Origin of the sequence: Caulobacter sp. SLTY (assembly GCF_009905535.1) — a bacterium.
In the GTDB taxonomy this organism is placed as follows: domain Bacteria; phylum Pseudomonadota; class Alphaproteobacteria; order Caulobacterales; family Caulobacteraceae; genus Caulobacter.
Genome location: NZ_JAAALA010000021.1, coordinates 41,129 through 63,897, shown reverse-complemented (window position 1 = coordinate 63,897; position 22,769 = coordinate 41,129). Strand labels below are relative to the sequence as shown.

The 22,769-nt window shown below is 67.7% G+C and carries 21 protein-coding genes; 6 read left to right on the top strand and 15 right to left on the bottom strand.

The genetic code is table 11. The features are described from left to right. Positions 1–21 precede the first annotated feature (21 nt). Together GVN21_RS13235 and GVN21_RS13230 are read left to right on the top strand one after the other, a co-directional pair. Complete coding sequence (locus tag GVN21_RS13235; RefSeq protein WP_166575226.1) at positions 22–936, top strand: transglutaminase family protein; 915 nt, start codon at positions 22–24, stop codon at positions 934–936. Between the two features lie 15 nt (positions 937–951). Further along, a complete protein-coding gene (locus tag GVN21_RS13230) occupies positions 952–1,755 on the top strand; it encodes a transglutaminase family protein (RefSeq protein WP_166575225.1) in 804 nt (267 codons plus the stop codon). On the opposite strand, the gene GVN21_RS13225 is transcribed toward GVN21_RS13230, so the two are convergent. The 4 genes from GVN21_RS13225 to GVN21_RS13205 all read right to left on the bottom strand — a co-directional run bounded on the left by GVN21_RS13225 (position 1,752) and on the right by GVN21_RS13205 (position 5,561). Continuing rightward, positions 1,752–2,537 (bottom strand): lysophospholipid acyltransferase family protein, encoded by a 786-nt coding sequence (locus GVN21_RS13225; protein ID WP_166575224.1) that lies wholly within the window; start codon positions 2,535–2,537, stop codon positions 1,752–1,754. The two genes, GVN21_RS13230 and GVN21_RS13225, sit on opposite strands and share 4 nt — an antisense overlap. Positions 2,538–2,561: 24 nt before the next feature. After that, positions 2,562–3,122 carry a TetR/AcrR family transcriptional regulator gene (locus GVN21_RS13220; RefSeq protein ID WP_166575223.1) on the bottom strand — a complete coding sequence of 187 codons (561 nt, stop codon included), beginning with the start codon at positions 3,120–3,122 and terminating at the stop codon, positions 2,562–2,564. Positions 3,123–3,588: 466 nt separating this feature from the next. Further along, the gene (locus GVN21_RS13210; RefSeq protein ID WP_166575222.1) at positions 3,589–4,392 is read right to left on the bottom strand and encodes an enoyl-CoA hydratase/isomerase; all 804 of its coding nucleotides are present in this window, start codon (positions 4,390–4,392) and stop codon (positions 3,589–3,591) included. Between the two features lie 110 nt (positions 4,393–4,502). Continuing rightward, positions 4,503–5,561 (bottom strand): diguanylate cyclase, encoded by a 1,059-nt coding sequence (locus GVN21_RS13205; protein ID WP_166575221.1) that lies wholly within the window; start codon positions 5,559–5,561, stop codon positions 4,503–4,505. 188 nt (positions 5,562–5,749) lie between these two features. Here GVN21_RS13205 and GVN21_RS13200 point away from each other — a divergent pair, with 188 nt between their 5' ends. Together GVN21_RS13200 and GVN21_RS13195 are read left to right on the top strand one after the other, a co-directional pair. Then, positions 5,750–7,180 carry a coniferyl aldehyde dehydrogenase gene (locus tag GVN21_RS13200; RefSeq protein ID WP_166575220.1) on the top strand — a complete coding sequence of 477 codons (1,431 nt, stop codon included), beginning with the start codon at positions 5,750–5,752 and terminating at the stop codon, positions 7,178–7,180. Between the two features lie 107 nt (positions 7,181–7,287). After that, positions 7,288–7,623: a hypothetical protein gene (locus GVN21_RS13195; RefSeq protein ID WP_166575219.1), complete on the top strand. Its 336-nt coding sequence runs from the start codon at positions 7,288–7,290 to the stop codon at positions 7,621–7,623. Between the two features lie 41 nt (positions 7,624–7,664). Here the strand turns inward: GVN21_RS13195 and GVN21_RS13190 are convergent, their stop codons facing one another. Further along, the gene (locus GVN21_RS13190) at positions 7,665–9,341 is read right to left on the bottom strand and encodes a DEAD/DEAH box helicase (RefSeq protein WP_166575218.1); all 1,677 of its coding nucleotides are present in this window, start codon (positions 9,339–9,341) and stop codon (positions 7,665–7,667) included. A gap of 203 nt (positions 9,342–9,544) precedes the next feature. Between GVN21_RS13190 and GVN21_RS13185 the strand changes: the two genes are divergently transcribed. Further along, positions 9,545–9,898, top strand: a complete 354-nt coding sequence (locus GVN21_RS13185; protein ID WP_166575217.1) for a hypothetical protein — start codon at positions 9,545–9,547, stop codon at positions 9,896–9,898. Here GVN21_RS13185 and GVN21_RS13180 read toward each other — a convergent pair. From GVN21_RS13180 to GVN21_RS13135, 10 genes are all read right to left on the bottom strand, one after another. Continuing rightward, positions 9,895–10,608: a sterol desaturase family protein gene (locus tag GVN21_RS13180; protein WP_166575216.1), complete on the bottom strand. Its 714-nt coding sequence runs from the start codon at positions 10,606–10,608 to the stop codon at positions 9,895–9,897. The genes GVN21_RS13185 and GVN21_RS13180 overlap by 4 nt on opposite strands. A 1-nt stretch (position 10,609) precedes the next feature. Next, positions 10,610–12,028, bottom strand: coding sequence for an alpha,alpha-trehalose-phosphate synthase (UDP-forming) (gene otsA, locus GVN21_RS13175; RefSeq protein ID WP_166575215.1), 1,419 nt, complete (start codon positions 12,026–12,028; stop codon positions 10,610–10,612). After that, positions 12,025–12,819, bottom strand: a complete 795-nt coding sequence (gene otsB, locus GVN21_RS13170) for a trehalose-phosphatase (RefSeq protein ID WP_166575214.1) — start codon at positions 12,817–12,819, stop codon at positions 12,025–12,027. The genes otsA and otsB overlap by 4 nt, the downstream gene beginning before the upstream one ends. A 218-nt stretch (positions 12,820–13,037) precedes the next feature. Continuing rightward, complete coding sequence (parE, locus tag GVN21_RS13165; protein ID WP_166575213.1) at positions 13,038–15,095, bottom strand: DNA topoisomerase IV subunit B; 2,058 nt, start codon at positions 15,093–15,095, stop codon at positions 13,038–13,040. Between the two features lie 80 nt (positions 15,096–15,175). Beyond that, entirely contained in the window at positions 15,176–16,660 is a 1,485-nt protein-coding gene (locus GVN21_RS13160; RefSeq protein WP_166575212.1) for a M48 family metallopeptidase, read from the bottom strand. After that, positions 16,657–17,094, bottom strand: a complete 438-nt coding sequence (locus tag GVN21_RS13155; RefSeq protein WP_166575211.1) for a hypothetical protein — start codon at positions 17,092–17,094, stop codon at positions 16,657–16,659. Before GVN21_RS13155 ends, GVN21_RS13160 begins: the two co-directional genes overlap by 4 nt. Next, on the bottom strand, positions 17,039–18,457 hold the full coding sequence (locus GVN21_RS13150) for a CHASE2 domain-containing protein (RefSeq protein ID WP_166575210.1): 1,419 nt from the start codon (positions 18,455–18,457) through the stop codon (positions 17,039–17,041). Before GVN21_RS13150 ends, GVN21_RS13155 begins: the two co-directional genes overlap by 56 nt. Before the next feature lie 10 nt (positions 18,458–18,467). Then, entirely contained in the window at positions 18,468–19,829 is a 1,362-nt protein-coding gene (locus GVN21_RS13145) for an amidohydrolase family protein (protein ID WP_166575209.1), read from the bottom strand. After that, positions 19,826–21,280 (bottom strand): amidohydrolase, encoded by a 1,455-nt coding sequence (locus GVN21_RS13140; RefSeq protein WP_166575208.1) that lies wholly within the window; start codon positions 21,278–21,280, stop codon positions 19,826–19,828. Before GVN21_RS13140 ends, GVN21_RS13145 begins: the two co-directional genes overlap by 4 nt. A gap of 77 nt (positions 21,281–21,357) precedes the next feature. Further along, a complete protein-coding gene (locus GVN21_RS13135; protein ID WP_166575207.1) occupies positions 21,358–22,278 on the bottom strand; it encodes a hypothetical protein in 921 nt (306 codons plus the stop codon). 149 nt (positions 22,279–22,427) lie between these two features. On the opposite strand from GVN21_RS13135, the gene GVN21_RS13130 reads away from it, so the two are divergent. Continuing rightward, on the top strand, positions 22,428–22,769 hold the full coding sequence (locus GVN21_RS13130; RefSeq protein ID WP_166575206.1) for a Kazal-type serine protease inhibitor family protein: 342 nt from the start codon (positions 22,428–22,430) through the stop codon (positions 22,767–22,769).

The following is a 22,769-nucleotide window of genomic DNA, read 5'->3' as shown; positions in this document are numbered from 1 at the left end:
AATCGACGGTTTGATGACAGGATGAAGTTGGTCTCCATATGTCACCGGACCACCTACCGGTATGGAAAGCCTGTCGCTTTCGGCGAGCATCGCATGATGCTTCGGCCCCTGCAGGCGTTCGACCAGCAGATCGTCTCCTCCGATCTGACCATCTCCCCCGAGCCCAGCCTGCTGCGTCATATCCAGGACGCCGCCGGCGCCTGTGTCGGGGTGGCGCGGTTCGAGGGCTTGTCCGACACCCTGACTTTCGAGAGCAAGGTCCGCCTGAACCACATCGTCGCCGATCCCCTCGACCTTGAGGACGCCAGCGCCCTGGTCGGCCAGCCCTTCTATGATCCCGAGGAGCAGCCGGAACTGGCCGCCTCGCTGCGCCGGCGGCATGCGGACGAGGGCCAGGTCGAGGCGTTCGCCAAGAGCTTCCTGCACGGGCATGGAGCCACTCGCGTTTCCTCGTTGCTCAGCGACATGACCCACGCCATCCGGGCCGACTTCGCCTATGCCCTGCGCCTTCACGGCGCCCCGCAGACCCCGGCCGAGACGCTTGCCCTGCGCACCGGCAGCTGCCGCGACTTCGCGGTTCTGATGATGGAGGCCGCCCGCAGCCTCGGCCTCGCCGCGCGGTTCGTCTCCGGTTACGTCTATTCCGGCTCGGCCAAGGCCGGCCGCACCGGCGGCGGCCATACCCACGCCTGGACGCGGGTGTTCGTGCCCGGCTGCGGCTGGGTGGACTTCGACCCCACGAACGGGATCGTCGGCAACACCGACCTGATCCGTGTCGCCGTGGTCTCCGACCCGCGCATGGCCCTGCCGCTGTACGGCAGCTACGATGGCGAGCCGGAAGATGCCCTCGGCATGGACGTCGCTGTGGATATTTCGGTCGAGTCGGAGGCTGAGGTGCAACCCTTGCCGTTCCTGCGAGTTGCGAGGGCTGGCTAACTATTCAGGGTAAAAATGCGCATCAGGGCGGGCTACGAGATTACCTACGAGCTGCCGGCGCCGACGCCCATGCTGCTGATGTTGAACGTTCGATCGGAGCGGTTCGACGATCTGGAAACACCGGACTTGTTGCAGACCACGCCGCAGGTTCCGATCCACAGCTACCGCGACAGCTTCGGCAATCTGTGCACCCGCGTCCTGGCCCCGGCCGGGCGGTTCGTGCTGCACAACGACTTCATCATCCGCGATACCGGAGAGCCTGACCGGGCGACGCCGGACGCCGTCCAGCATCCCGTTGAAGACCTTCCGGACGAGGCGATCCAATTCCTGCTGCCGTCCCGCTACTGCGAGCTGGAGCTGCTACGCGACCTCGCCTGGCGGGAGTTCGGGGACATTCCGCCCGGCTGGGGCCGGGTTCAGGCCATCGTCGCCTACGCCCACAACCGCATCGAGTTCGGCTACCACCATGCCCGCTCGACCAAGACCGCCTTCGAGGCCCATGAGGAAGGGCAGGGGGTCTGCCGCGACTTCGCGCACCTGGCGGTGACCCTGTGCCGGTGCATGAACATCCCGGCGCGCTACTGCACCGGCTACCTCGGCGACATCGGCGTTCCTGTGGTGGGCGAGATGGACTTCAGCGCCTGGTTCCAGGTCTACCTGGGCGGCGACTGGCACACCTTCGACGCCCGCCACAACAAGCCCCGCATCGGCCGCATCCTGATGGCCTGGGGCCGTGACGCGACCGACGTGGCGATCACTACCACCTTCGGCCGGGCCGATCTGGTGGGGTTCAAGGTGATCGCCGAAGAGCTGGCTTAAGCCGCCACCGCCTCGGACTGCATCTTCCGCAGTTCATCCGGCGTCGGGACCAGCACCGAGGGTTCGACCGGATTGCCGGTGGCCTCGGCGATCAGTTCCTGGCTGCGGGTCTCGACCACGTCGCGCAGCCGGGTGAGGAAGGCGTTCTTGTCGTCCCCGACCTCGATGGGGTCGAGGAATTCGACGGTCGCCTTGCCGGGGGTCTTCTGGAAGTCCTGCTGCTGCCAGAACAGGCCGAGGTTGGTGGCCACCGGCACCACCGGAAGACCGAAGTCGCGGGCCATGAAGTAGACGCCCGAGCGGTAGCGGAAGTGCTCGCCCGGCTTGGCCAGGTTGCCTTCCGGGAAGATCAGGATGCGGCGGCCTTCGCGGTGGGCCTCAGCGGCGCTGGTGGCCAGGGCCTTGCGGGCTTCGGGTCCGCCGCAGTTGTCGACCACGATGGCGCCCAGCTTCCTCAGGATGCCGCCGATCAGCGGCATCTTTTCCAGGTGGTCGCCGGTGACGAAGGTCAGGTTCGGGACGCTGGAATAAAGCACGAAGCCGTCGCCCCAGCTGTGGTGCTTGGCCGCGATGATGAAGGCGCCCTTGGGCAGGCGCTCCTTGCCCTTTACCTCGATGTCGATGCCGGCGATGGCCCGCATGCCCCACATCATCCGGTGGGTGTAGAGCTTGATCGCCCCCGCCATCGGCCGGCGGCCGGGCAGGATCGACAGCAGCAACGCGCTTAGGGCGTAGAACACCGTGGCGGTCCAGTAGTAGGCGGCGAAGAGGATCGAGCGCATGGCGTCGAATATCCCTGAAATGGGTTAGCGGGCGAACAACACGGCCTGGACGGCCGCGGTCATCAGCGGGGCGTGAGCCGAGAGGCTGTCCTCGCCCAGGCGGCCGTAGGCCTTGTTCTGGGCGGTCTGGGTGATCACCCCGATGGCCATGGCGGCCAGCAGGCGCGGGTCGGCCGGGGGCAGCTCGGCGTTGATCATCGCCTGCTTGATGACGTTCTCGGTGACAGTCACCGGGTCGCGGCCATCCTCCTGGTAGAGGGGGATGAAGCGATGAAGCTGGGTCAGGTGGAAGGCGAAGGTCAGCCAGTCCTCATCCGCCACCTGGCAATAGGCGCGGACGATGGCGGCGGCCTTGTCGCGGATGCCGGTCGCCTCGGCGGCGCTGTCCTCGATCAGGGAGGAGAGGCGGCGGTGGACGGTCATGAACAGGCTGGCGGCCAGTTCATCCTTGCTGCGGTAGTGGCGATAGAGTGCCCCCTCGGAGACGCCGGCCTCGCTGGCGATGGCGCGGGTGGTGGCGGCGTCGACCCCCTCGCGGACAAAGACTTCCAGGGCGGCGCGTTCGATGCGAGGCTTGGCGGACATGGTTCCCTCCGGCGATGTGAGCATTTGCTCACAAACAGGCGGGGCGCGCAAGTGAACAATCGCTCACATCGGAAATTTCGTGGACGACTTTCTCCAGGACCTGTTCGCGCCGCTGGGCGCGGTGACCGTAAAGCGGATGTTCGGCGGGCAGGGCGTCTGGCTTGACGGGCTGATGTTCGCCTTGGTGTTCGGGGAGACGGTGTACCTCAAGGTGGACGACGTGACGCGGGAGGACTTCGTGGCGGCGGGGTCGGAACCGTTCACCTATCACCAGCGCAAACGGGATCGGATGGCGAGCCTGCCCCTACTTCAGCCTGCCCGAAGCGGCGCAGGACGACCCGGTCGAGGCCTCGCGCTGGGCGCGGCTGGCGATAGAGGCGGTGCTGCGAGGCAAGGCGCCCAAGAAAGGAAAAAAGGCCCGGGCCGATATCGGACCCGGGCCTTGGGATGGTTGACGGTAGGGGCGTTAGGCGCCCTTGAAGGCCGCAGGACGCTTCTGGAGGAAGGCGCTGACGCCTTCGATGAAGTCGTCGGTCTTGCCGGCCACCTTCTGGGCGCGGCGTTCGGCCTGAAGCTGTTCGCCCCAGGTGTTGTCCTGGCTGTCCCAGATCAGCTGGCGGATCAGTCCGAGCGACGCCGGGCCGTTGGCCAACTGTTTGGCCACCTCGATGGCGGCGTCGCGCAGCTCGGCGTCGGCGACCACGCGGTTGCACAGGCCCCATTCCAGCGCCTTGGCGGCGCCGATCTTGTCGCCCATCAGGGCCATTTCCATGGCTCGGGCGCGGCCGATCATGCGCGGCAGCAGGTAGGTCGAGCCGCCGTCCGGCACCAGGCCGATGCGCCGGAAGGCCTGCAGGAAGTAGCCGCTCTCGCCGACCAGGATGTAGTCGCCCAGCAGGCCGAAGGAGCAGCCAATGCCGGCCGCCGCGCCGTTGACGGCGGTGACCACCGGGACCGGGCAGTTTTTGATCAGGGTGACCAGCGGGTTGTAGACGCTGTCCAGGGCGTTGCCGGCGTCCGGCTTGCCGTCGACGTCCAGTTCACGGCCAGCGGCGCCGCCGCCCGACAGGTTGGCGCCCGAGCAGAAGCCGCGGCCTTCGCCGGTCAGCACCACGGCGCGAGCCTTGATCTGGCCGCCGGCGATGCTGCGGAAGGCGTGCGCCAGTTCCCCGGCCAGTTCCAGGCCGGCGGCGTTCATCGAGCCGGGGTCGTTCATGATCACCACGGCGACGCCGTCGACCAGTTCGACCTTGATCTTGCTGTAGTCCACGTTGGACCTCCCTCTGATGCTTTGAGGGAGGGTAAGCGCGAATAACGCGGGGGAACGCCAGCGGTTTTTTTGGGTGGCGGGTTGGGTTGGGTTGGGTGGGGAATCGAGCCCTACGCCGCGACCGAGGTCACCTTCTCGCCGTTCGTCACCCGGTTCCGGCCGGCGCGCTTGGAGATGTAGAGGGCCGCGTCGGCGCGTTCCATGGTGCAGGTCCCGGTCTCGCCAGGCTTGCGCTGGGCCAGGCCCGCCGAAATGGTGACCGTGCCCAGGTCCTCGTTGGTCGAGCGGCGCTTGAGCATGCGCGAGGCGACCTCGTCGCGGATTTCTTCCAGGCAGGTCTCGACCAGGGCGGCGTCTTCGCCCGGGAAGATCATCGCGAACTCCTCGCCGCCGTAGCGGGCGGCGAAGCGGGGGGTGGCGCCGATGCGGCCGATCACGCTGGCGACGAAGCGGATCACCTGGTCGCCGGTCTGGTGGCCCCAGGTGTCGTTGAAGCTCTTGAAGTGGTCGATGTCGAGCACCGCCAGAGTCAGGGCGCCGCCCTGTTCGTCGGCGTCGGCGCAGGCGCGGGCCAGTTCGTCGTCGAAGGCCTTGCGGTTGGCCAGGTTGGTCAGGCCATCGGTGGTGGCGTCGCGGCGGACCTGCTCCAGGTGCTCGCGCAGGCGGGCGACCTCGGTGGTCGAGTCCGACAGCCGCTGCTCCAGCGAATGGTTCTGCTTCTGGACCCGCTCGGTGGCGGTGGTCAGGGTCTCGACCATCTTCTTGATGGCGGCGGCGTCGGTCGCCGCACCCAGTCCTTCGCTGGCGCTGTTCAGGGTCTGGCCATAGGCGGCGGTGGACTTCTGGGCGGTCTGGATGGCCTTGGCGACGGCGGCCAGTTCCTTGGTCAGCTGGTCCCCGGCGTCGCGGATCTGTTCGTTGAGGCGGGCCTTGGCCAGGTAGGCGGCGGCCAGTTCCTCGCTGACCGTCTCGGTCATCGGCTCGCCGGTCGAGATCAGCCGCGTCAGTTCCTTGGCCAGTGGGCCATCCGGGTCGGCGACAAAGTGGGACCACAGCTCGTAGTTCAGCGGAGTCGGCCAGATGTTATGGCGCTCCATCAGATCGATGGCCTTGCGGGTGATCTTATAGGCCTGCGGCCCTCGCAGGGTTTGTTCGATATCGCCGGACATACTTGCCTTCCCCCAGGTCGCCTCTGCTTTCGACAGAGGCGAAGCTGTCTATCCGGGAAGCCTAACCGACCAACGCCAAACGGCAGGTTAAAACCCGAACCCGCGTTCGCTTGCGGCTGCGACGTTCCGCAGCCATTCTGATCGACGATAACCTGAGCCGGAGACACCGGCCGCCTGGGAGGGCAACCATGACCGACGCCGCCGCCATGCAGGGCATCCTCGACCGCCAGAAGGCCGCGCATCTGCGCGACGGGGCGCCGACCGCCGAACAGCGGATCGAGCGGATCGACCGTTGCATCGGCCTGTTGGTCGACAACGCCAAGGCCATCGAGGACGCGCTGAACGCCGACTTCGGCAACCGCTCCCGCGAGGCGACCCAGCTGACCGACATCGCCGGCTCCATCGGGCCGCTGAAGCACGCCCGCGACAACCTGCGCAAATGGATGAAACCGGAGAAGCGCAAGACGACGCCGGCGATCCTGGGCCTGTTCGGGGCCAAGGCCGAGGTGGTCTACCAGCCGAAAGGGGTGGTGGGCGTGATCAGCCCGTGGAACTTCCCGGTCAACCTGACCTTCGCCCCGCTGGCGGGGGTGCTGGCGGCCGGCAACCGGGCGATGATCAAGCCGTCGGAGTTCACACCGGCGACGTCAGACCTGATGAAGACCATGTTCGGCAGCGTCTTCTCGGAAGAAGAGATCGCGGTGATCGTCGGCGGGCCGGAGGTCGGCCAGGCGTTCAGCGAGCTGGCCTTCGACCACATGATCTTCACCGGCGCAACGTCCATCGCCCGGCATGTGATGCGGGCGGCCGCGGCCAATCTGGTGCCGCTGACCCTGGAGCTGGGCGGCAAGAGCCCGGTGATCATCTCGCGCAGCGCCGACATGGCGACCACGGCGGCGCGGGTGATGAACGGCAAGACCCTGAACGCCGGCCAGATCTGCCTGGCCCCCGACTATGTGCTGACCCCCGAGGAGAGCGTCGGCGAGTTCGTGACCCAGGCCAAGGCGGCGGTCACCCGGATGTTCCCGACCATCAAGGACAACCCCGACTACACCGCCGTGGTCGCCCAGCGGCACTACGACAGGATCATGGGCTACATCGAGGACGCCAAGGCCAAGGGCGCGGAGATCGTCGAGATCAAGCCGGACGGCGAGGACCTGACCCAGCAGGAGCATCGCAAGATCGCCCCGACCCTGATCCTCAACCCCACCGACGACATGAAGGTGATGCAGGAGGAGATCTTCGGGCCGGTGCTGCCGGTGAAGACCTACAAGACCCTCGAGGAGGCGACCGGCTACATCAACGCCAACGAACGCCCGCTCGGCCTCTACTGGTTCGGGACCGACGAGGCGGAGAAGGCCAAGGTGCTGACCACGACCACCAGCGGCGGGGTCACCGTCAACGACGTGATCATGCATGTGGCTCAGGAAGAGTTGCCGTTCGGGGGCGTGGGCCCGTCGGGCATGGGCAGCTATCACGGGCAGGACGGGTTCAAGGAGTTCAGCCACCGCAAGGCGATCTACACCCAGATCAAGAAGGACATCGGTCCCCTGGTGGCTATGCGGCCGCCGTATGGGGCGGCGATCCGCAAGATGCTGGGGGGGCAAATCTCCAGGTAGGGTAGGCGGCATTTCGGCGCGGTCATGAACCCGCCCTTTCGCCGCCGCGATGGGTTCCTACATTTGTAGGTGTCGCGATCCCTCGCGAGTCGAAACGGAGATGTCCCATGCGCGCCCTCATTCCGGGCGGCCTGTTCCTGGCGACCCTGCTGGCCCTTCCGGCCCAGGCGCAGCCTGTCGATTTCCGCGCCCAGGCGCGGTGCCTCGCCGTCTATGAAGCGGCCGCCGCGGCGGTCGAGCAGGGCGGCGGCGACAAGGCGCTCGTCAAGAGTTTCGACCAGAACCGCCAACGCACGGCCGTGGCCTTGGCCTCGCGCCGCGACCTGCCGGCCGGGACCAACGCCGCCGCTATCCAGTCGGCCGAAGCCGACAAGCTGGAGGGCAAGGGCCGTGACGCCTTGGTGACGGAGGCGAAAGCCTGCGACAAGGCGCTGGGGTACTAGAACCCGATCCTTCGCCTGGCAGGCTTGAGAAGGGGTTTCTTCTAGTCTTCGCTTGAAGCGAACTTCGGAACCGGGCGGCTGAGGAAGCCGGGCAGGTCGTTCCCGAAGCCGACGACGCGCCGGTCGTCGTCCTCGCGGGCGGGCTGGGCGCGGACGCCTCGGACCGGTTCGGGGCGGCGTTCGGGGCGCTCAGCGCGCTCCGGGCGCGCGTCCTGCCGGGGCTCGGGACGAGCCTCGGCCGCCTGTGGCTCCGCGCGGGGCGCTTCGGTTCGGTCGCGGCCACGGCCGCCGCGCTCACGGCGGGGGCGTTCCTCGCGCGGAGGACGATCTTCACCGGAAGCCTGTTCCACGCGGGGCGCGCGCTCTTCGCGCGGCGGGCGATCCGGACGCGGCGCGCGGGCCGGAGCCTCTTCGCCCTGCGGACGGGGCGTGGGAGCGGTGATGGCGTCCATGCCGACCACGCTGGTCTCGGACTCGGGACGGCCGCGGCTGAAGTCGCGCTTGCGCTCGGGCCGGCCGCCGCGCGGTCCGCCGCGTTCGCGGTCCATCTCCTTGCGGCGCTGGTCCTTGTCCTTGGCGCTCTGCCAGTCGAGATCAAGGACGATCTTTTCCGGGGTCTTGCCGATCAGCTTCAGCACCTTGTCGAGGTTCTTGTCGTCAGCCGGGGTGACGATCATGAAGGCCTCGCCCGTGCGTCCGGCGCGGCCGGTGCGGCCGATGCGGTGGACGTAGTCGTCGGCGTGGTGCGGGACGTCGTAGTTGAACACGTGGCCGACCGCCGGGATATCCAGCCCGCGCGCGGCGACGTCGGAGGCGACCAGCAGCTTCAGCTCGCCATTGCGGAACCGCTCCAGGGTCTTCATTCGCGTGCCCTGGTCCAGGTCGCCGTGGATGGGCGCGGCGTCGAAGCCGTGGACCGTCAGCGACTTGGCGACGATATCGACCTCGCTCTTGCGGTTACAGAACACGATGCCGTTGACCACCTCGCCCCGGTTGATCAGTTCACGGAGCGCGAGGCGCTTGGCGCCCGGCGAGGTGACCGGCACCGGAACCATGTATTGGGTGATGGTCTCGGCCGTGGTGGCAGGGCGGGCGACCTCGATGCGGGTCGGATCCTTGAGGAACTGCTTGGTCAGCCGGGTGATTTCCGGCGGCATGGTGGCGCTGAAGAACAGGGTCTGCTTCTTCGGCGGCGTCATCTTGAAGATGCGCTCGATGTCCGGGATGAAGCCCATGTCGAGCATCCGGTCGGCCTCGTCGACCACCAGGGTCTGGACGCCGGTCATCAGCAGCTTGCCGCGCTCGAAATGGTCGAGCAGGCGGCCGGGTGTGGCGATCAGCACGTCGACGCCCCGATCCAGCTTCATCTCCTGGTCGCCGAACGAGACGCCACCGATCAGCAGGGCCCAGCTGAGCTTCTGACCCTTGGCGTACTTCTCGAAGCTCTGGGCGACCTGGTCAGCCAGTTCGCGGGTCGGGCAGATGACCAGGCCGCGCGGCATGCGGGCCTTGGTTCGGCCCGCCGCCAGCTTGTCGATCATCGGCAGGGTGAAGGCGGCCGTCTTGCCGGTGCCCGTCTGGGCGATCCCGAGGACATCGCGGCCCGCGAGGGCGACGGGGATGGCCTGTTCCTGAATGGGGGTGGCGATCGTGTAGCCGGTGTCAGACACCGCCTGGAGGGTGAGGGGCGACAGCCCCAGATTCGAAAATTCGGTCATAGTCACTTTGCTGAATTCGGAACCGCCCGTGCTTGGGCGAGCGGGCGGCGCGGATTCGCCAGACCTGTCCCGAATGGGGCTCTACATAGGCTCTGATCGCGCAAAGTCAATCGGAACCTGGCTTTGCGCAGGATTCGACAAGGTCAACCAAAGCTGAAATCGCGCGTTACTCAGCGATGATGAAGTCTCTCCTGCCGGCGACAATGATCGCCCTATTCACCCTGCCGCTCGCCCCGGCGCAGGCGGCCCCCGCGACGCGTTCGCCCGTCGAGGCGGCGTTCGGCAACACTATCGTCTCGACCTATCCCAGCGGTCGATCGACCAAGCTCTGGCTGAATCGGAACGGGACTTACGAGGGCCAGCGGACCAACGGCAAGCGGACGGCCGGGAAGTGGACTTTGAAGGGCGGCAAGGTTTGCCTGCGCCAGACCCGGCCGACGGGAATTCCGCTGACCTTCTGCTCGACAGTGCCCAACGGACGGGTCGGCGCGACCTGGACCAGCAAGAGCCCAAAGGGCGAGCCGCTGCGCAATCGGCTGGTCGCGGGCCGAGGCTAACCGGCCTTCGGTTCCTGGGGCATCACGTCCGTTCCCATCAGCCGATCCCACAAGCGGAAATGCAGGCCGAAGTTGGTCTGCATCCGCTCGTGATGCATGCCGTGATGGGTGGCGGTGATCAGCCAGCCGCCGATGGGGCCTCGCACGAAGCGGCGGGGGAGGATCTCGACGCCACAGTGATTGAGCGTGGCGGTGGCAGTCATGGCGATCAGCAGGAACAGCAGCACGCCGACATGGATCGGGATCAGGAAGGTCAGCAGGGGCAGCACCCAGGCGACCAGGGCCGCCTCGGTCAGGTCGAAAGCAAAGGACGCGAAGGCAGTCGGGCGGCGCGAGCGATGATGGCCTGCGTGGAGCCAGCGAAACAACCGCCGGTGATGCATCAGCCGGTGAACCCAATAGTAGTGGGCGTCCTGGATCAGGAGAAAGATCAGTCCAGAGAGAGGCAGCCAGATCCAGGGCAGGGCTGAGGCGTCGGTGTAGATCAGGGTGTGTCCCGCCTTCCAGGCCTCGACGACGAGCGCGGCGGGTAGGGCGTAGATGGCCGACGACGCCAGGGACAGGGCCAATTCCTGGCGAATGGCGCCGGGCGTCGTTTCAGGCGCATCGGGGCGGCGCAGGACCAGGCCGTGGATCAGGGCGGATGTCAGCAGGTAGCGCACCGCGATGATCGCCGTCAGGGCTGCAAAGCTGATCAGAAAGGCCGTCACGTCACGGGGCGGTTCCGGCCACCCGCACGATCTTCGGTGCTGGCCGGGGCGTGGCGCCGAGGGTTTCGAGGTAGCTCTGCCACCATCCGTCCAGGCTCTCGCGCTCCAGCCCGTCCTTCAGGGCCCGCCAGCGCAGGATGCGTTCGGCCGGGTCCATGGTCAGTGCACGGTGAATGGCCTGGGCCATCTCCTCACGATCATAGGGATTAACGATCAGCGCTTCTTTCATCTGGGCGGCGGCGCCGGCGAAGCGGGACAGGATCAGCACGCCGGGATCGGCCGGATCCTGGGCGGCGACGTATTCCTTGGCCACCAGGTTCATGCCGTCGCGCAGGGGCGTGATCAGGGCGACGCGGGCCGAGCGATAGACGCCGGCAAGCTCATCCTGGCGGAAGCCGCTGTTGACGTAGCGCAGCGGCACCCAGTCCAGGGTGGCGAAGGCGCCGTTAATCCGGCCGGCCACGGCGTCCAGACGACCGCGCAGGTCCTGGTAGGCCTCGACCGCATCCCGGCTGGGGGTGGCGATCTGCAGCATGAAGACCTTCTCCCGCTGGTCGGGATGGTCGTGCAGGAACTGTTCATAGGCGATGAACCGCTCTTCCAGGCCCTTGGAATAGTCGAGGCGGTCGACACCGATGATCATCTGGCGGCCCGAGAGACTCTCCTCCATCCGCTTCTGGGCCTGGATGGATGCCTCGGACGCGTTTTCAGGGGCGAAGTCGGCGGCGTGGACCCCGATCGGGAAGACTCCAAGCCGGGTGCGCCGGCCGGCGGATTCTACCGAGCCCTCGGCGTCGACCTCGATGCCTCGCTCGTTGCGCAGGTAGCCGGTGAAGGCCGACAGCCATTCGTCCGTATGGAAGCCGACAAGGTCGTAGTCGAACAGGGCGTCGGTCAGGGCCTGATGGCCGGGCAGGGTCGTGAGCAGCTGGCGCGCCGGCCAGGGGATGTGGAGGAAGAAGCCGATCCGGTTGCGGAAGCCCAGCTTGCGCAGTTCCCGAGCCAGCGGGATCATGTGGTAGTCGTGCACCCAGATGACGTCGTTGGGTCCGACCACCGAGCGCAGGGCTTCGGCGAAGCGTTGGTTGACGCGGGCATAGCCGTCGGCCGAGGCGCGGTCGTAGTGGGTCAGGTCGATGCGGTTGTGGAACAGCGGCCAAAGCGTGTTGTTGGAATAGCCGTTGTAATACTCTTCGATATCCCGAGGCTCGAGATCGATGCGAGCGACGGTCACGTCGCCGACGCGATCCAGGGCCAGTTGACCGTTGAACTTCTCGACGGTCTCGCCGCTCCAGCCGAACCAGACGCCCTGGCTCTGGCGCAGGGCGGCGGTGAGGGCGGCGGAGAGGCCGCCCACGGCGCCGCCGCCGACGTCCCGGCTCAGCCCCACGCGATTGGAAACGACGATCAATCGGCTCATGCGGCCGGCTCCACCAGGGGCAGGGGCCGTGACCCGCGCGTGGCTTCCGCCAGCCAGGACAGCAAGGCCGCGGGGTTAGGCAGCCGCCAGCGGGCGTGCGAAGGGCGGGGTGGCCCGACCAGGATGGCGTCACCGCCCAGGCCGATGGCGGCGGCGAACGCGCTTTCGTCGGTCAGGTCGTCGCCGATCATCACAGGCCGGGCGCCGGCGAAGGGGGGCGCGGCCATGAATACCTCCAGGGCGTCGCCCTTGTTCGGGCCGGGCGTGCGCAGCTCGGCCACCATCCGGCCCTCCTGGACCTCCAGCCGATGGGTCTGGGCCAGGCGGTGGGCCAGGTCGATCACCGCCGGGCCACATTCGGGCTTGGCGCGATAGTGCAGGGCGACAGCGGCGCTCTTGCGCTCGACCAGCAGGCCGAACTGAGCGCGCGCCAGGCTCTCCATGGCCTGGGCGGCGTCTTCCAGGCCGGGGTGGGGCGGGGTGGACTGGAGGGTTCCGCCGGCCAGGCGGCGCTCCAGCCCATGCTGGCCGCCGACATGGGCGACGGCGCCCTCCAGAATGCGGTCGACCTCGTGGATCTGCCGGCCGCTGAGCACGGCCATCCGGCCGTCGAGCAGGCTGTGCAGGGCCTCGAGGATTTCGGTTCGAAGCGGATCGGCGGTGACAAGTTCGGGGCTGTCTTCAATCGGCGCCAGCGTGCCGTCCAGGTCGAGGAAGAGTGCGGTGGTGATCAGGTCCAAGCTCGGCGGCGCCTCGGAGGGACCCTCCGGGCGAGCGTGTGCATAGTTCATCGTCTTACCTTTGCCCCTGCTCCGCGCCCAAATTCACGCCGGGCGCTTTCCAGAACAGGCACGTAACGCGGGGAGCGGCGCTTGGCTCCCCGCATAAAGGCTTCGTGATCCTGCCGTGAGGCCTAAGGTCGAGGAGTCGACAATGGCGACGTCTGTTGATCTGCGCCGCCCAGAACCTGACCGGATTTCCTCTATACCGGCGCGGAAGTATTCAAACCTTACACGTCGAGTTCACCGGCGAACTCAGCGTTTTCCTGGATAAATTTGAACCGCGCTTCCGGTTTCCGCCCCATCAGCGCCTCGACCAGCTCTTCCACCGGCTCCTCGGCGCGCGGCAGGACGACTCGCGCCAGGGTGCGGGTCGCCGGGTCCATGGTGGTTTCCTTGAGCTGGGCGGCCATCATCTCGCCCAGGCCCTTGAAGCGGCCGATCTCCGGCTTCTTGCCCTTGAAGTCGGTGGCCATGAGCTCGTCCTTGTGGGCGTCGTCACGGGCATAGACCGACTTGCCGCCGTGGGTCAGCCGGTAGAGGGGCGGCAGGGCCAGGTAGAGACGCCCCGCGCGGACCATCTGGGGCATGGTGCGATAGAAGAAGGTGATCAGCAGGGATGCGATGTGGGCGCCGTCCACGTCGGCGTCGGTCATGATGATCACGCGGTCGTAGCGCAGGTCCTCTTCCTTGAAGCGGCTGCCGGGCTGCACGCCCAGGGCCAGCATCAGGTCCGAGAGTTCCTTGTTCTGGCCCAGCTTCTCACCGGTCGCCGAGGCGACGTTGAGGATCTTGCCGCGCAGGGGCAGGATGGCCTGGGTCTTGCGGTTTCGGGCCTGCTTGGCGCTGCCGCCGGCGCTGTCGCCCTCGACCAGGAAGATTTCCGAGCCCTCCGCCGCCTCGCCGGAACAGTCGGCCAGCTTGCCGGGCAGGCGCAGCTTGCGAGTGGCGCTGGCGCGGGCCACGTCGCGGTCCTTGCGCCGCTTCAGCCGTTCCTCGGCCCGCTCGATGACGAAGTCGAGCAGGGCGCGGGCGGCCTTGGGGCTGGCGGTCAGCCAGTGGTCGAAGGGATCGCGCAGGGCGGTCTCGACCAGGCGCTGGGCGTCGGTGGAGCTGAGCCGCTCCTTGGTCTGGCCCTGGAACTCGGGGTTCTTGATGAAGACGCTGATCAGGGCGCCGGCGTTGGCGATCACGTCATCGGCGGTGATGATCCCGGCCCGCTTCTCGCCGGCCAGCTCGCCATAGGCCTTCAGCCCCCGGGTCACGGCGGCGCGCAGGCCGCTCTCGTGGGTGCCGCCCTCGGGGGTCGGCACGGTGTTGCAGTAGGACTGCATGAAGCCGTCGGCTTCGCCGAACCCTTGCGGCGTCCAGGTCAGCGCCCATTCGACGGCCCCGGCCTCGCCCGTCCGCTCGATGCGGCCGCTAAAGGCCTCGGGGGTGACGGTGGCAATGCCCTGCGTGCGCTCGGCGAGGAAGTCGGCCAGGCCGTTGGGGAAGTGGAAAACGGCCTCAGGTGGGGTCTTGTCCTGGATGCGGCTGGGGTCGCAGGACCATTTGATGGCCACGCCACGGAACAGATAGGCCTTTGACCGGGCCATGCGGTAGAGCCGCGCCGGCTTGAACGACGCGCCCTCGCCGAAGATCACCGGGTCGGGCAGGAACTTGATCGCCGTGCCCTTCTTTCGGCTGGGGGCCAACTGCTCGAGCTTGCCCAGCGGCTTGCCGCGCGAGAACACTTGGCGATGCTCGAAACCGTCTTTCCAGACGGTGACTTCGACCCGCTCCGACAGGGCGTTGACCACCGAGACGCCGACGCCGTGCAGGCCGCCGGAGGTCTCATAGGCCTTGCCGCTGAACTTCCCGCCCGAGTGCAGGACGGTCATGATCACTTCCAGCGCCGACTTGCCCGGATATTTCGGGTGCGGGTCGATGGGGATGCCGCGGCCGTTGTCGGTGACGGTCAGGAAGCCCTCGGCGTCGAGGTGGACCTCGATGGACTTGGCGTGGCCGGCCACGGCCTCGTCCATGCTGTTGTCCAGCACCTCGGCGAACAGATGGTGCAGCGCCCGCTCATCGGTGCCGCCGATATACATGCCGGGCCGCTTGCGCACCGGCTCCAGGCCCTCGAGCACCTCGATCGAGCTGGCGTTGTAGTCACTGGTCGGTTTGGCAGCCGTCGGCTTCGGCTGGTCGGCGGGAACCGGCTCATGCGGCTGCGCCAGCGGCGGGGCGGCCGGCGGGTTCAGGGCGTCGTCGAACAGCGAGGGAGCGGGAGCGGGTTTGGACATTACGCGGGGGAGTCTAGGCGATTCGGGGAGGATCTAATGCGCCCCTCGGGGTCGCAGTTCAACCGCCGCATCGCCGAGCCTCAGTCAGGGCGTCGGGCATAGGGGTTGGTGAGGCCGACGATCGCGTTGGCATCGGCGATGAACAGGTTGATCGAATAGAGACGGGACAGCTTTTCAGCGATGTTGTGGGCCTGTTCGCGGGTGTTGCCGGAACGGGTGTAACGCGTCTGGAAGACGTCCCTGTAAGCCTTGAGGCGCTGCTCGCGGCCGTGATCGAGAGCCTCCTGGCAGCCATCCAGGAAAATCTTCAGCGTCGGAGCATGCCCGACCCGGGCAGCCAGTCGGCGGCGAGAGGCCGGATTGTTCAGCACCCGGTCGGTCGCTGCCTGAAAGTCGTACAAGCCGAGGATCTTGCAGGTGGTCCCCAGCCGCGCCTGAGTGGTGTTGCGCATCCACCGGTCGGGCTCACGGATCGGCGAGGGCTCGTCCGGCAGCGGGGCGAACAGGCGGCGCTCGAGCTCGACCAGGATGCGGCTCTCCAGGTCCGTGCCGTAACTGATGTTTACGGACAGCAGAAGCAGGCCCAGCGTCTGGTAGGAAACCGTCTGCAGGCGAACATGTTTGCGCACGAAGGCGGCGTAGTTCACGTCAGTCTTCAGGTAGTAGATGCACTGGGTGTTGGCGACCGCGGCGATGTTGATCAGCCATTCCTGGAAGCCTCGCCGGTCGGCCAGGGCCGACAGTTCGCCGAACACCTTCAGGCAGTTCTGGTGTCGCATCTGGTCGCCCTGGGCGCCCTTGCCGTGAGCCGCCGCGGTTCCCGAAACATAGAGACCATAGATCCGGTCGCCCTCGGCAATGTAGGCAGTCGCATTGCTGGCTGCGTCCTGGAATGTGGCCGGCATCGGGGTGAACTCCCGTTCGTCGCTGGCCTGAGCGTAGGTCTGTGCGACGAGCGCGCCCAGGCGGTCGGCGCGGCGCTTGAGGTCGGCCCGTTCCGCCGCGCCGGGGGTGTGGGCCAGAGCCTTGTCGAGGAACAGGATCGCGCCGTCGGGCGAGTAGCCGGCCCGCACGAGCAGCGCCATGCCCCCACGGTCGGCCTCCAACTCGGCGGCGCCGGTCGAGTGGGCGGTTCGTGGGCCCTCCTTCATGTCCAGGTTATGGCCCTTGAGGACGTGGTAGATCTCATGCGCCAGGACGAAGGCGACCTCGTCCTCGTTCTCCATGCGCAGAAGGGCGGGGAGGCAGATGTTCACCCAGCCGCCGACGTAGGCTCTGGCGCTGGCGTACGGACAGGTGGTGATGTCTACCGCGATGAAGTTCCGTGGCAGGCCGTTGGCCTTCTCCAGCCGCCGGGCGGCGCGATCGACCAGGCCGTTGAGGACAGGATCGGTCCACCGGGTATCCCAGGTCCTGGTCCGGTAGAGCTCACGCTGGAGATACCAGGGATCGGTATAGGTGAGGCCCGCCGGGGTGCGGACCTGTTGGGCGTTGACCGGGACCTGGGCCGTCGCGGCGCCGCAGGCCAGGGCCAAGCATAGGCCCAGAAGCAGGCGTCGGATCATTTGCGGTTCGGCCCGACCTGTTCGCAATAGACGGGGTTGGAAGCGCGGGCGCCGAGGGTCATTTCCGGGAAGCACCGGATCGATTTTTCGGATCCGGCGGCGGTGCTGGGGCATCCGGGCCCCTCTGCAAGCACGTGGGTGCGACGGACCTCGACGCGCTTGGCGCCCTTGGGATCGAGCCAGAGTTGGAACCGCTGAGTGGCGCCGTCAAAGCCCATCATGCGGGCGGGGAACTTCAGGCCCTTGGCTAACTCCGGGGAGGCGACCTTGGCGCCGGGTGCGTATACCGGCTGACGGGCGACCTGTTCGGGACGAAAGCCTTTGATCGTGCAGGTTCCCTCGATGCGTTGGGTCTGGGCGACGGCCGGGCCGGAGGCGCTAGGCGCCACCACCGTCATTGCCGCCGCGACGACCAAAAAGGCGCGTGTCGACATAGAGTTTCGCCCCCTGCAGCCAGATGAAGCCCGATGCCGACACGATCGTAGGGGCGATGAGCCAGTGTTCGGGGGTCGTCCTCGAAACCGTCGCCTCGATGAGTGCGACCACAAGTCCCGCCAGGAATACGGCGAGCGAGGAAAACCACTCCAACCAGCCCGGATCCATCGCCGGACCCGACCGGGCCAACAGCCCCAGGCGGACAGCAAACATCACAATCGTCAGCGCCGCAATCATCAGCAGCTCATAGGCGGGCTTGGGCAGGTCGAAAGGAAAGGCGCTGACGAAGTTTCGGTCGCCCCAGACGACAAGGCCGTCGAACAGGGCGGCATGGGCGTAGACGCCGGGGACCGTTCCAAACGTGGGGGAAGCGGCCGCGTCGGTGATCCCCCGGAAGCTGAATCCGAACAGCACCGTCCGGCCCTTGAGGGCCGCGCCGGCCTCAGGGTCGGTCAGCAGGGTTTCAAGCGTGATGGTCTGATAGGGCAGCAGGCCCTGAGCGGAGAGGGGCTGGCTCTTCAGGCTCGGGAACACCGCGCCGGTCGCCATGCTGGCGAACCGCCAGGGTTCGCCGGAGGGAATGGCGCGGCAGTCGTCGGACCCGTCGCAGGTCACAGGGCGACCACGCCAGGCCAATTCCAGTGCGGCGTCCCGTCGACTCTCAAAACGCGCGCAGTCGGCCCCCTTGGCGCAGTACAGGTCACGCAGCACGGCGGCGACCGAGGGCTGCCTTCGGCTCTGCTGCATGACCAGGGTCTCGCCCTGCTGTTCGCTGAAGTTGGCGTTGGCGACCACCACGCCGGACGCCGTCAGCCGGCGATAGAGGTCCCGGCTTTCGGGGGCGCGCCAGCCGGAAGTCGGAAGGTCCGGCGAAGCCATGACCAGGGGCGCGCGGCCGGCGGTGCGGGCAACGGCATTCTCCAGCGCCGCTGTCGAGGCCGGATCGCGGACATCCAGAAACAGGGTGTCCATGAACAGGGCAGCGGGCTCATGGGCGCTGATCTCATCCACCACATCGGCCAGGATGGCGTGATCGAGAGGCCAGGTGGTCTGGAGGAAGCGAAGGTCGCCGTCGGTGGCCAGCACCACGGTGATCGGCGGCATGGTCCGACGCGGCATGCGGTCGGCGGTGACGTAGTAGAAGCCGTCCTGAGAGATGGTCCGCAGGGCGTCGCCGACCCCGAACAGGTCGGTCAACCCCATGAAGAAGCTCAGCGCGCAGATTCCCAGCGCGCGGATGGCCTCGAACCGCACCACCGACGGGGGCAGTCGGAGGCCGCCCTCGGCGCGGCGGGAGAACCACCGCGCCAGCAGGCGTCGCCGCAGATCGAGTCGCCACTGACGGCGCGACGTCCCCTTCACCGCTCAGGGCTCAGGGCTTGGTGTAAGCCTGCGGATACCCCTGCGTCGGGGTCGCATAGCGATCGCGCAGCTCGAACGCGCGGACGTTCTGCGGCTGGCGCTGTCCGGCGATGAAGACGTCGGTAGGCCAGGTGGTGGTTTCCAGGGGATCGCCCGTCCAGACCACCACGTCGGCGACCTTTCCGACCTCCAGGCTGCCGACCTGGGTCTCCATCTTCCAGATCCGGGCCGGGTTGATGGTCAGCGACGCCAGGCCCTGCTGGTAGGTGAGGCCGTAGGAGACGGCCGTTCCGGCGTTCAGCCGGGCCTGGCGCAGGTTGTTCTGGTCGCGGCTGCCGATGATGGCCACGATGACGCCGGCCGCCTGCAGCCGGGCGGCGTTGTCGAGGCGGGCGCCGAGGGTCTCGAAGCTGCTGGGCAGGTTTCGCTGGGCGTCGATGATCACCGGAACCTTGGCGGCGGCGATCTGCGGGGCAACCATCCAGCCCTCTTCGGCGCCTTCGAGGATGACGCTGACGCCTTCCTCCCTGGCCATCTTGAGGACCTGCAGGATGTCGGAGGCGCGGCTGACGCGGACCAGCAGCGGCGTTCGGCCCTGGACCACGGGCACGAGGGCCTCAAGATCAACGCGCGAGAGGCCGAATTCGCGGGTCTCGCCCCGGTCGTAGGCGGCCTTGTTGCGGGCGTAGGCGCGGGCGTCCTCCAGGGCCGAGCGGACCAGCACCATGGCCGCGCCGCGCGATCCGGCGGACTGGGCCCCGGCCTCGCCCATGTCGAGCACCACGGCGGCCTTGGCCCGGACCAGCAGGTCAGGCTGGTTGGAAGCGAGGCTGACCACGGCCGCCTGGCCGGCGAACAGGTGGGGATCTCCGTCGCCGTTTCCGCCGCCGCCGCCGGCGGTTTCCTCGGCCCCGCTGTCGTCGTGATGATGGCCGCCGCCGCCGGCGGTCAGCACCGGGGTGGCCACGGCGCGGGTCAGGCCGCTCTGCCGGGCCCAGGGGATCATCGTCGAGTTGGGGTTGATGCCGTACTGGATGTCGAACCCGGCCGACAGCTTGCCCGAGCGATCATCGCGGGTCGATTGAACGGCCGAGACTTCCGACACGGTCAGGTTGGAGGACACGGCGATGAAGCCCGGCGTCACCACTCCGCCCTTGGCGTCGATGACCGTGGCCCCGGCCGGGGCCTGCACATTGGACCCGACGGCGGCGATCTTGCCGTCCCTGATGACAATCGTGCCGTTGTCGATCGTCCCGGCCGGGCCGATCGTTTCGATGCGGGCGTTGGTGATGGCGTAGGTCTGGGCGGCGGCGGGACCGGCGATCAGCACCGCCCCAATCAGGCTACTGGCCGCGAGGAGGAGGGTTTTCATGGGTGGAAGGCCCCTTCACCGGGCTGACCGAGTTCGAAGTCGGATTTGGGCTGGAAGCGCGGGTCGCGCCGGTCGTAGGCGAGGCCGCCGTCGATGAACACCTTCTCGGCCTGGCTGTAGACGCTGAATGGATTGCCGGACCACAGCACCACGTCGGCGCGCTTGCCGACCGTCAGGCTGCCGGTCTGGTCGGCGATGCCCATGGCCTTGGCCGGGTTGGAGGTGATCCAGGCGATGGCTTCCGCTGGCGTGATGTTGAAGCCGATGCGGTTGCCGGCGGCCATGGCGATGGCCGCTTCCTGGTTCAGGTGCTGGGTGATGGTGTCGTCGTCCGAGTGGATGACGGTGCAGGCGCCGGCCTTGTAGGCGATCGCCGCGTTGGCCTCGATGCCGTCATAGCTTTCCATCTTGAACCCGGCCCAGCTGGCCCAGGTGGCGAAGCAGATGTCATTCGCCTTCAGCAACGGGCCGACCTTGTAGGCCTCGTTGGCGTGGTGGAACATGGTGATCTTGTAGCCGAACTCCTTGGCCACATCGATCATCACCGCCATTTCGTCGCCGCGATAGCAGTGGTTCTGAACCAGAATCTCGCCGCGCAGGACGCCGGCCAGGGTCTCCAGCTGAAGATCGCGCTTGGGCGCGTCGGCCTTCTCGCCCTTCTGGCGCTTGGCGTTGTAGTCGTCCCACTTGCGGCGGTACTCGGCGGCGTCGATCCAGGCCTTGCGATAGCCAGCCACATTGCCCATCGCCGTGGCCGGGCTGCGGCTGCGGCCGCCGTAGACCCGCTTGGGATTCTCGCCGCAGGCCATCTTCACCCCATAGGGGGCGCCGGGGAACTTCATCCCCTGCATGGTCACGCTCGGCACGTTGCGCACGGTGACCGAGCGGCCGCCGAACAGGTTGGCGCTGCCTGGCAGGATCATCAGGGTGGTCACCCCGCCTGCCCGGGCCCGGTTGAAGCCGGGATCCTGCGGCCAGATCGAATGCTCGGACCAGACCTGGGCGGTGTTGGGATCGGTGGCCTCGTTGCCGTCGGAGCGGGCCGAGACGCCGGGGGAGGGATAGACGCCCAGGTGGCTGTGGGCGTCGATGATGCCGGGGGTCACCCACTTGCCCTTGCCGTCGATGACCTGGTGGCTCTCGGGGACCGCCAGCTCGGGCCCGCCGACGGCGGTAATCTTGCCGCCCGCGAACAGCACCACGCCATTGTCGATCTGCCGCCCATCGGCGGTCAGCACCGTGGCCCCGACGATGGCTGTCGGCCGGCCGGGCAGGGGGGCATAGGTCGAAGCGTAGGGCGCCGGATCGGCCCCGCCGGTTCCGGGCGCCAGCGGCTTGTGCTCGGCCTTTTCGGGACCCTTCGCGGGCGCGGCGCCCCCGGTGGTGGCGCAGGCGGCGACCATGGCCGATAGCGCGGCGGCGGCGAGGAGCGCCCTCAATCTGGATGTCATTTACCCGTCCCGAAACAGCAAGAGGGGGAGATCAGACGAAAACGGTCACGGGATCAAGGGCCGCCTGCGCCCGCCTGTCAGGCCTGCCGCGCTCGCGGCTTGGGCGCCGCCTCGAGGACGGCCACCGCCCGCGTCGCGGCATAGGCGAGGGTGATCAAGGTTCCGGCCAGGAGCAGGTCGGTGTGCTCCGCCATCAGGGGGGTCAGCTGATAGCGTCCGTCCGGCAGGGTCATCAGAAATCCGGCCTGCTGAGCGGCCTTCAGCACGGCGCGGGCCTGGGGCCGTGAGATCTGGGCGTCGCGGGCCAGGCCGCTGAGGGTGACCGGCAGCGGCCCGACCGGCGGGATCGCCGACTGTTCCGGGCAGGACAGCAGCAGCTCGCCCAGCACCGAGGAGCCGCCGAACTTCTGGGTGACCGTTTCCATGGTCGGCCGCCCGGCAGGGACATAAAGGGGGAAGGCCTCGGTGAGCATCTCGCCGATGCCCGTCACATAGGCGGCGAACACCTCATCGCGGTCGAACTCAGCGCCGATGGCCAGTATGGCCGGATGGGCCGGCCACAGGGCGACCACGTCCCGCTTCAAACGCGCCTTGAAGGCCCTCAGCATCTTTGAGGTCGGCCGGTAGCGGCGTTCACGGCCGTCGAAGGCCGGGCTCGGCTCGATGTGGCCCATGAAGCGCATGAAGATCAGCATCGAGCGCGCGCGGCCGGGACTGGATAGACCGGTTCGCCGCAAGGTTTCCGCCAGCCGGGACAGGGTCAGGCCGCCAGGGGTGAAATGCAGCTGCATCGCCCAGATGCCCGACAGATACTGCGCCACATCGCGCAGCGCGCGGGCCAAGTCGGCGCTCTCGCCCGTCCCCACCCTCCAGGTCTGGACGAACGCCGGGATCAGGTCCCGGAAGCCCGGCCGGCCCGCGATTTCGGCCAGGATCGCGCTGTCCATGCTCGCCTTGGCGGCGTCATGGGCGCTCGCGATCCACCTGCTGTCCAGCATTGAAGGCGTTCCCCCGTCCCACGACGATACAGGCGGATTATTCCACTTGATAGCCGAAAGAACGACGTTACGCGATTGGGACTTGTCGGCTTCAGGCACGGTTCATCCGCCGGCGCGTTAGTGTCGGAACCAAACCGGGAGCCCCACAGATGATCCGTTCCGCCAAGAGCCTTTTCGTCGTGCTTCTCGCCGGCCTGGCGATCGGCGCCTGCCAGACCACTGTCCCGGCCCAGGAACCGACCCCCAGAGCCCCGCGCGCCGAGGGCCAGATGTGCGGCGGCATCGCCGGCTTTCAGTGCCAGGATGGCCTCTACTGCCAGATGAGCCCGGAGATGCTGAAGATCGCCGACGGCTCGGGAACCTGCCGCAAGAGGCCGCAAATGTGCACCCGTGAATACCGGCCCGTCTGCGGCGCGGACGGCAAGACCTATGGCAACGCCTGTACGGCGGCGTCCGCCGGGGTGAGCGTGGCGAAGCAGGGCGAGTGCTGA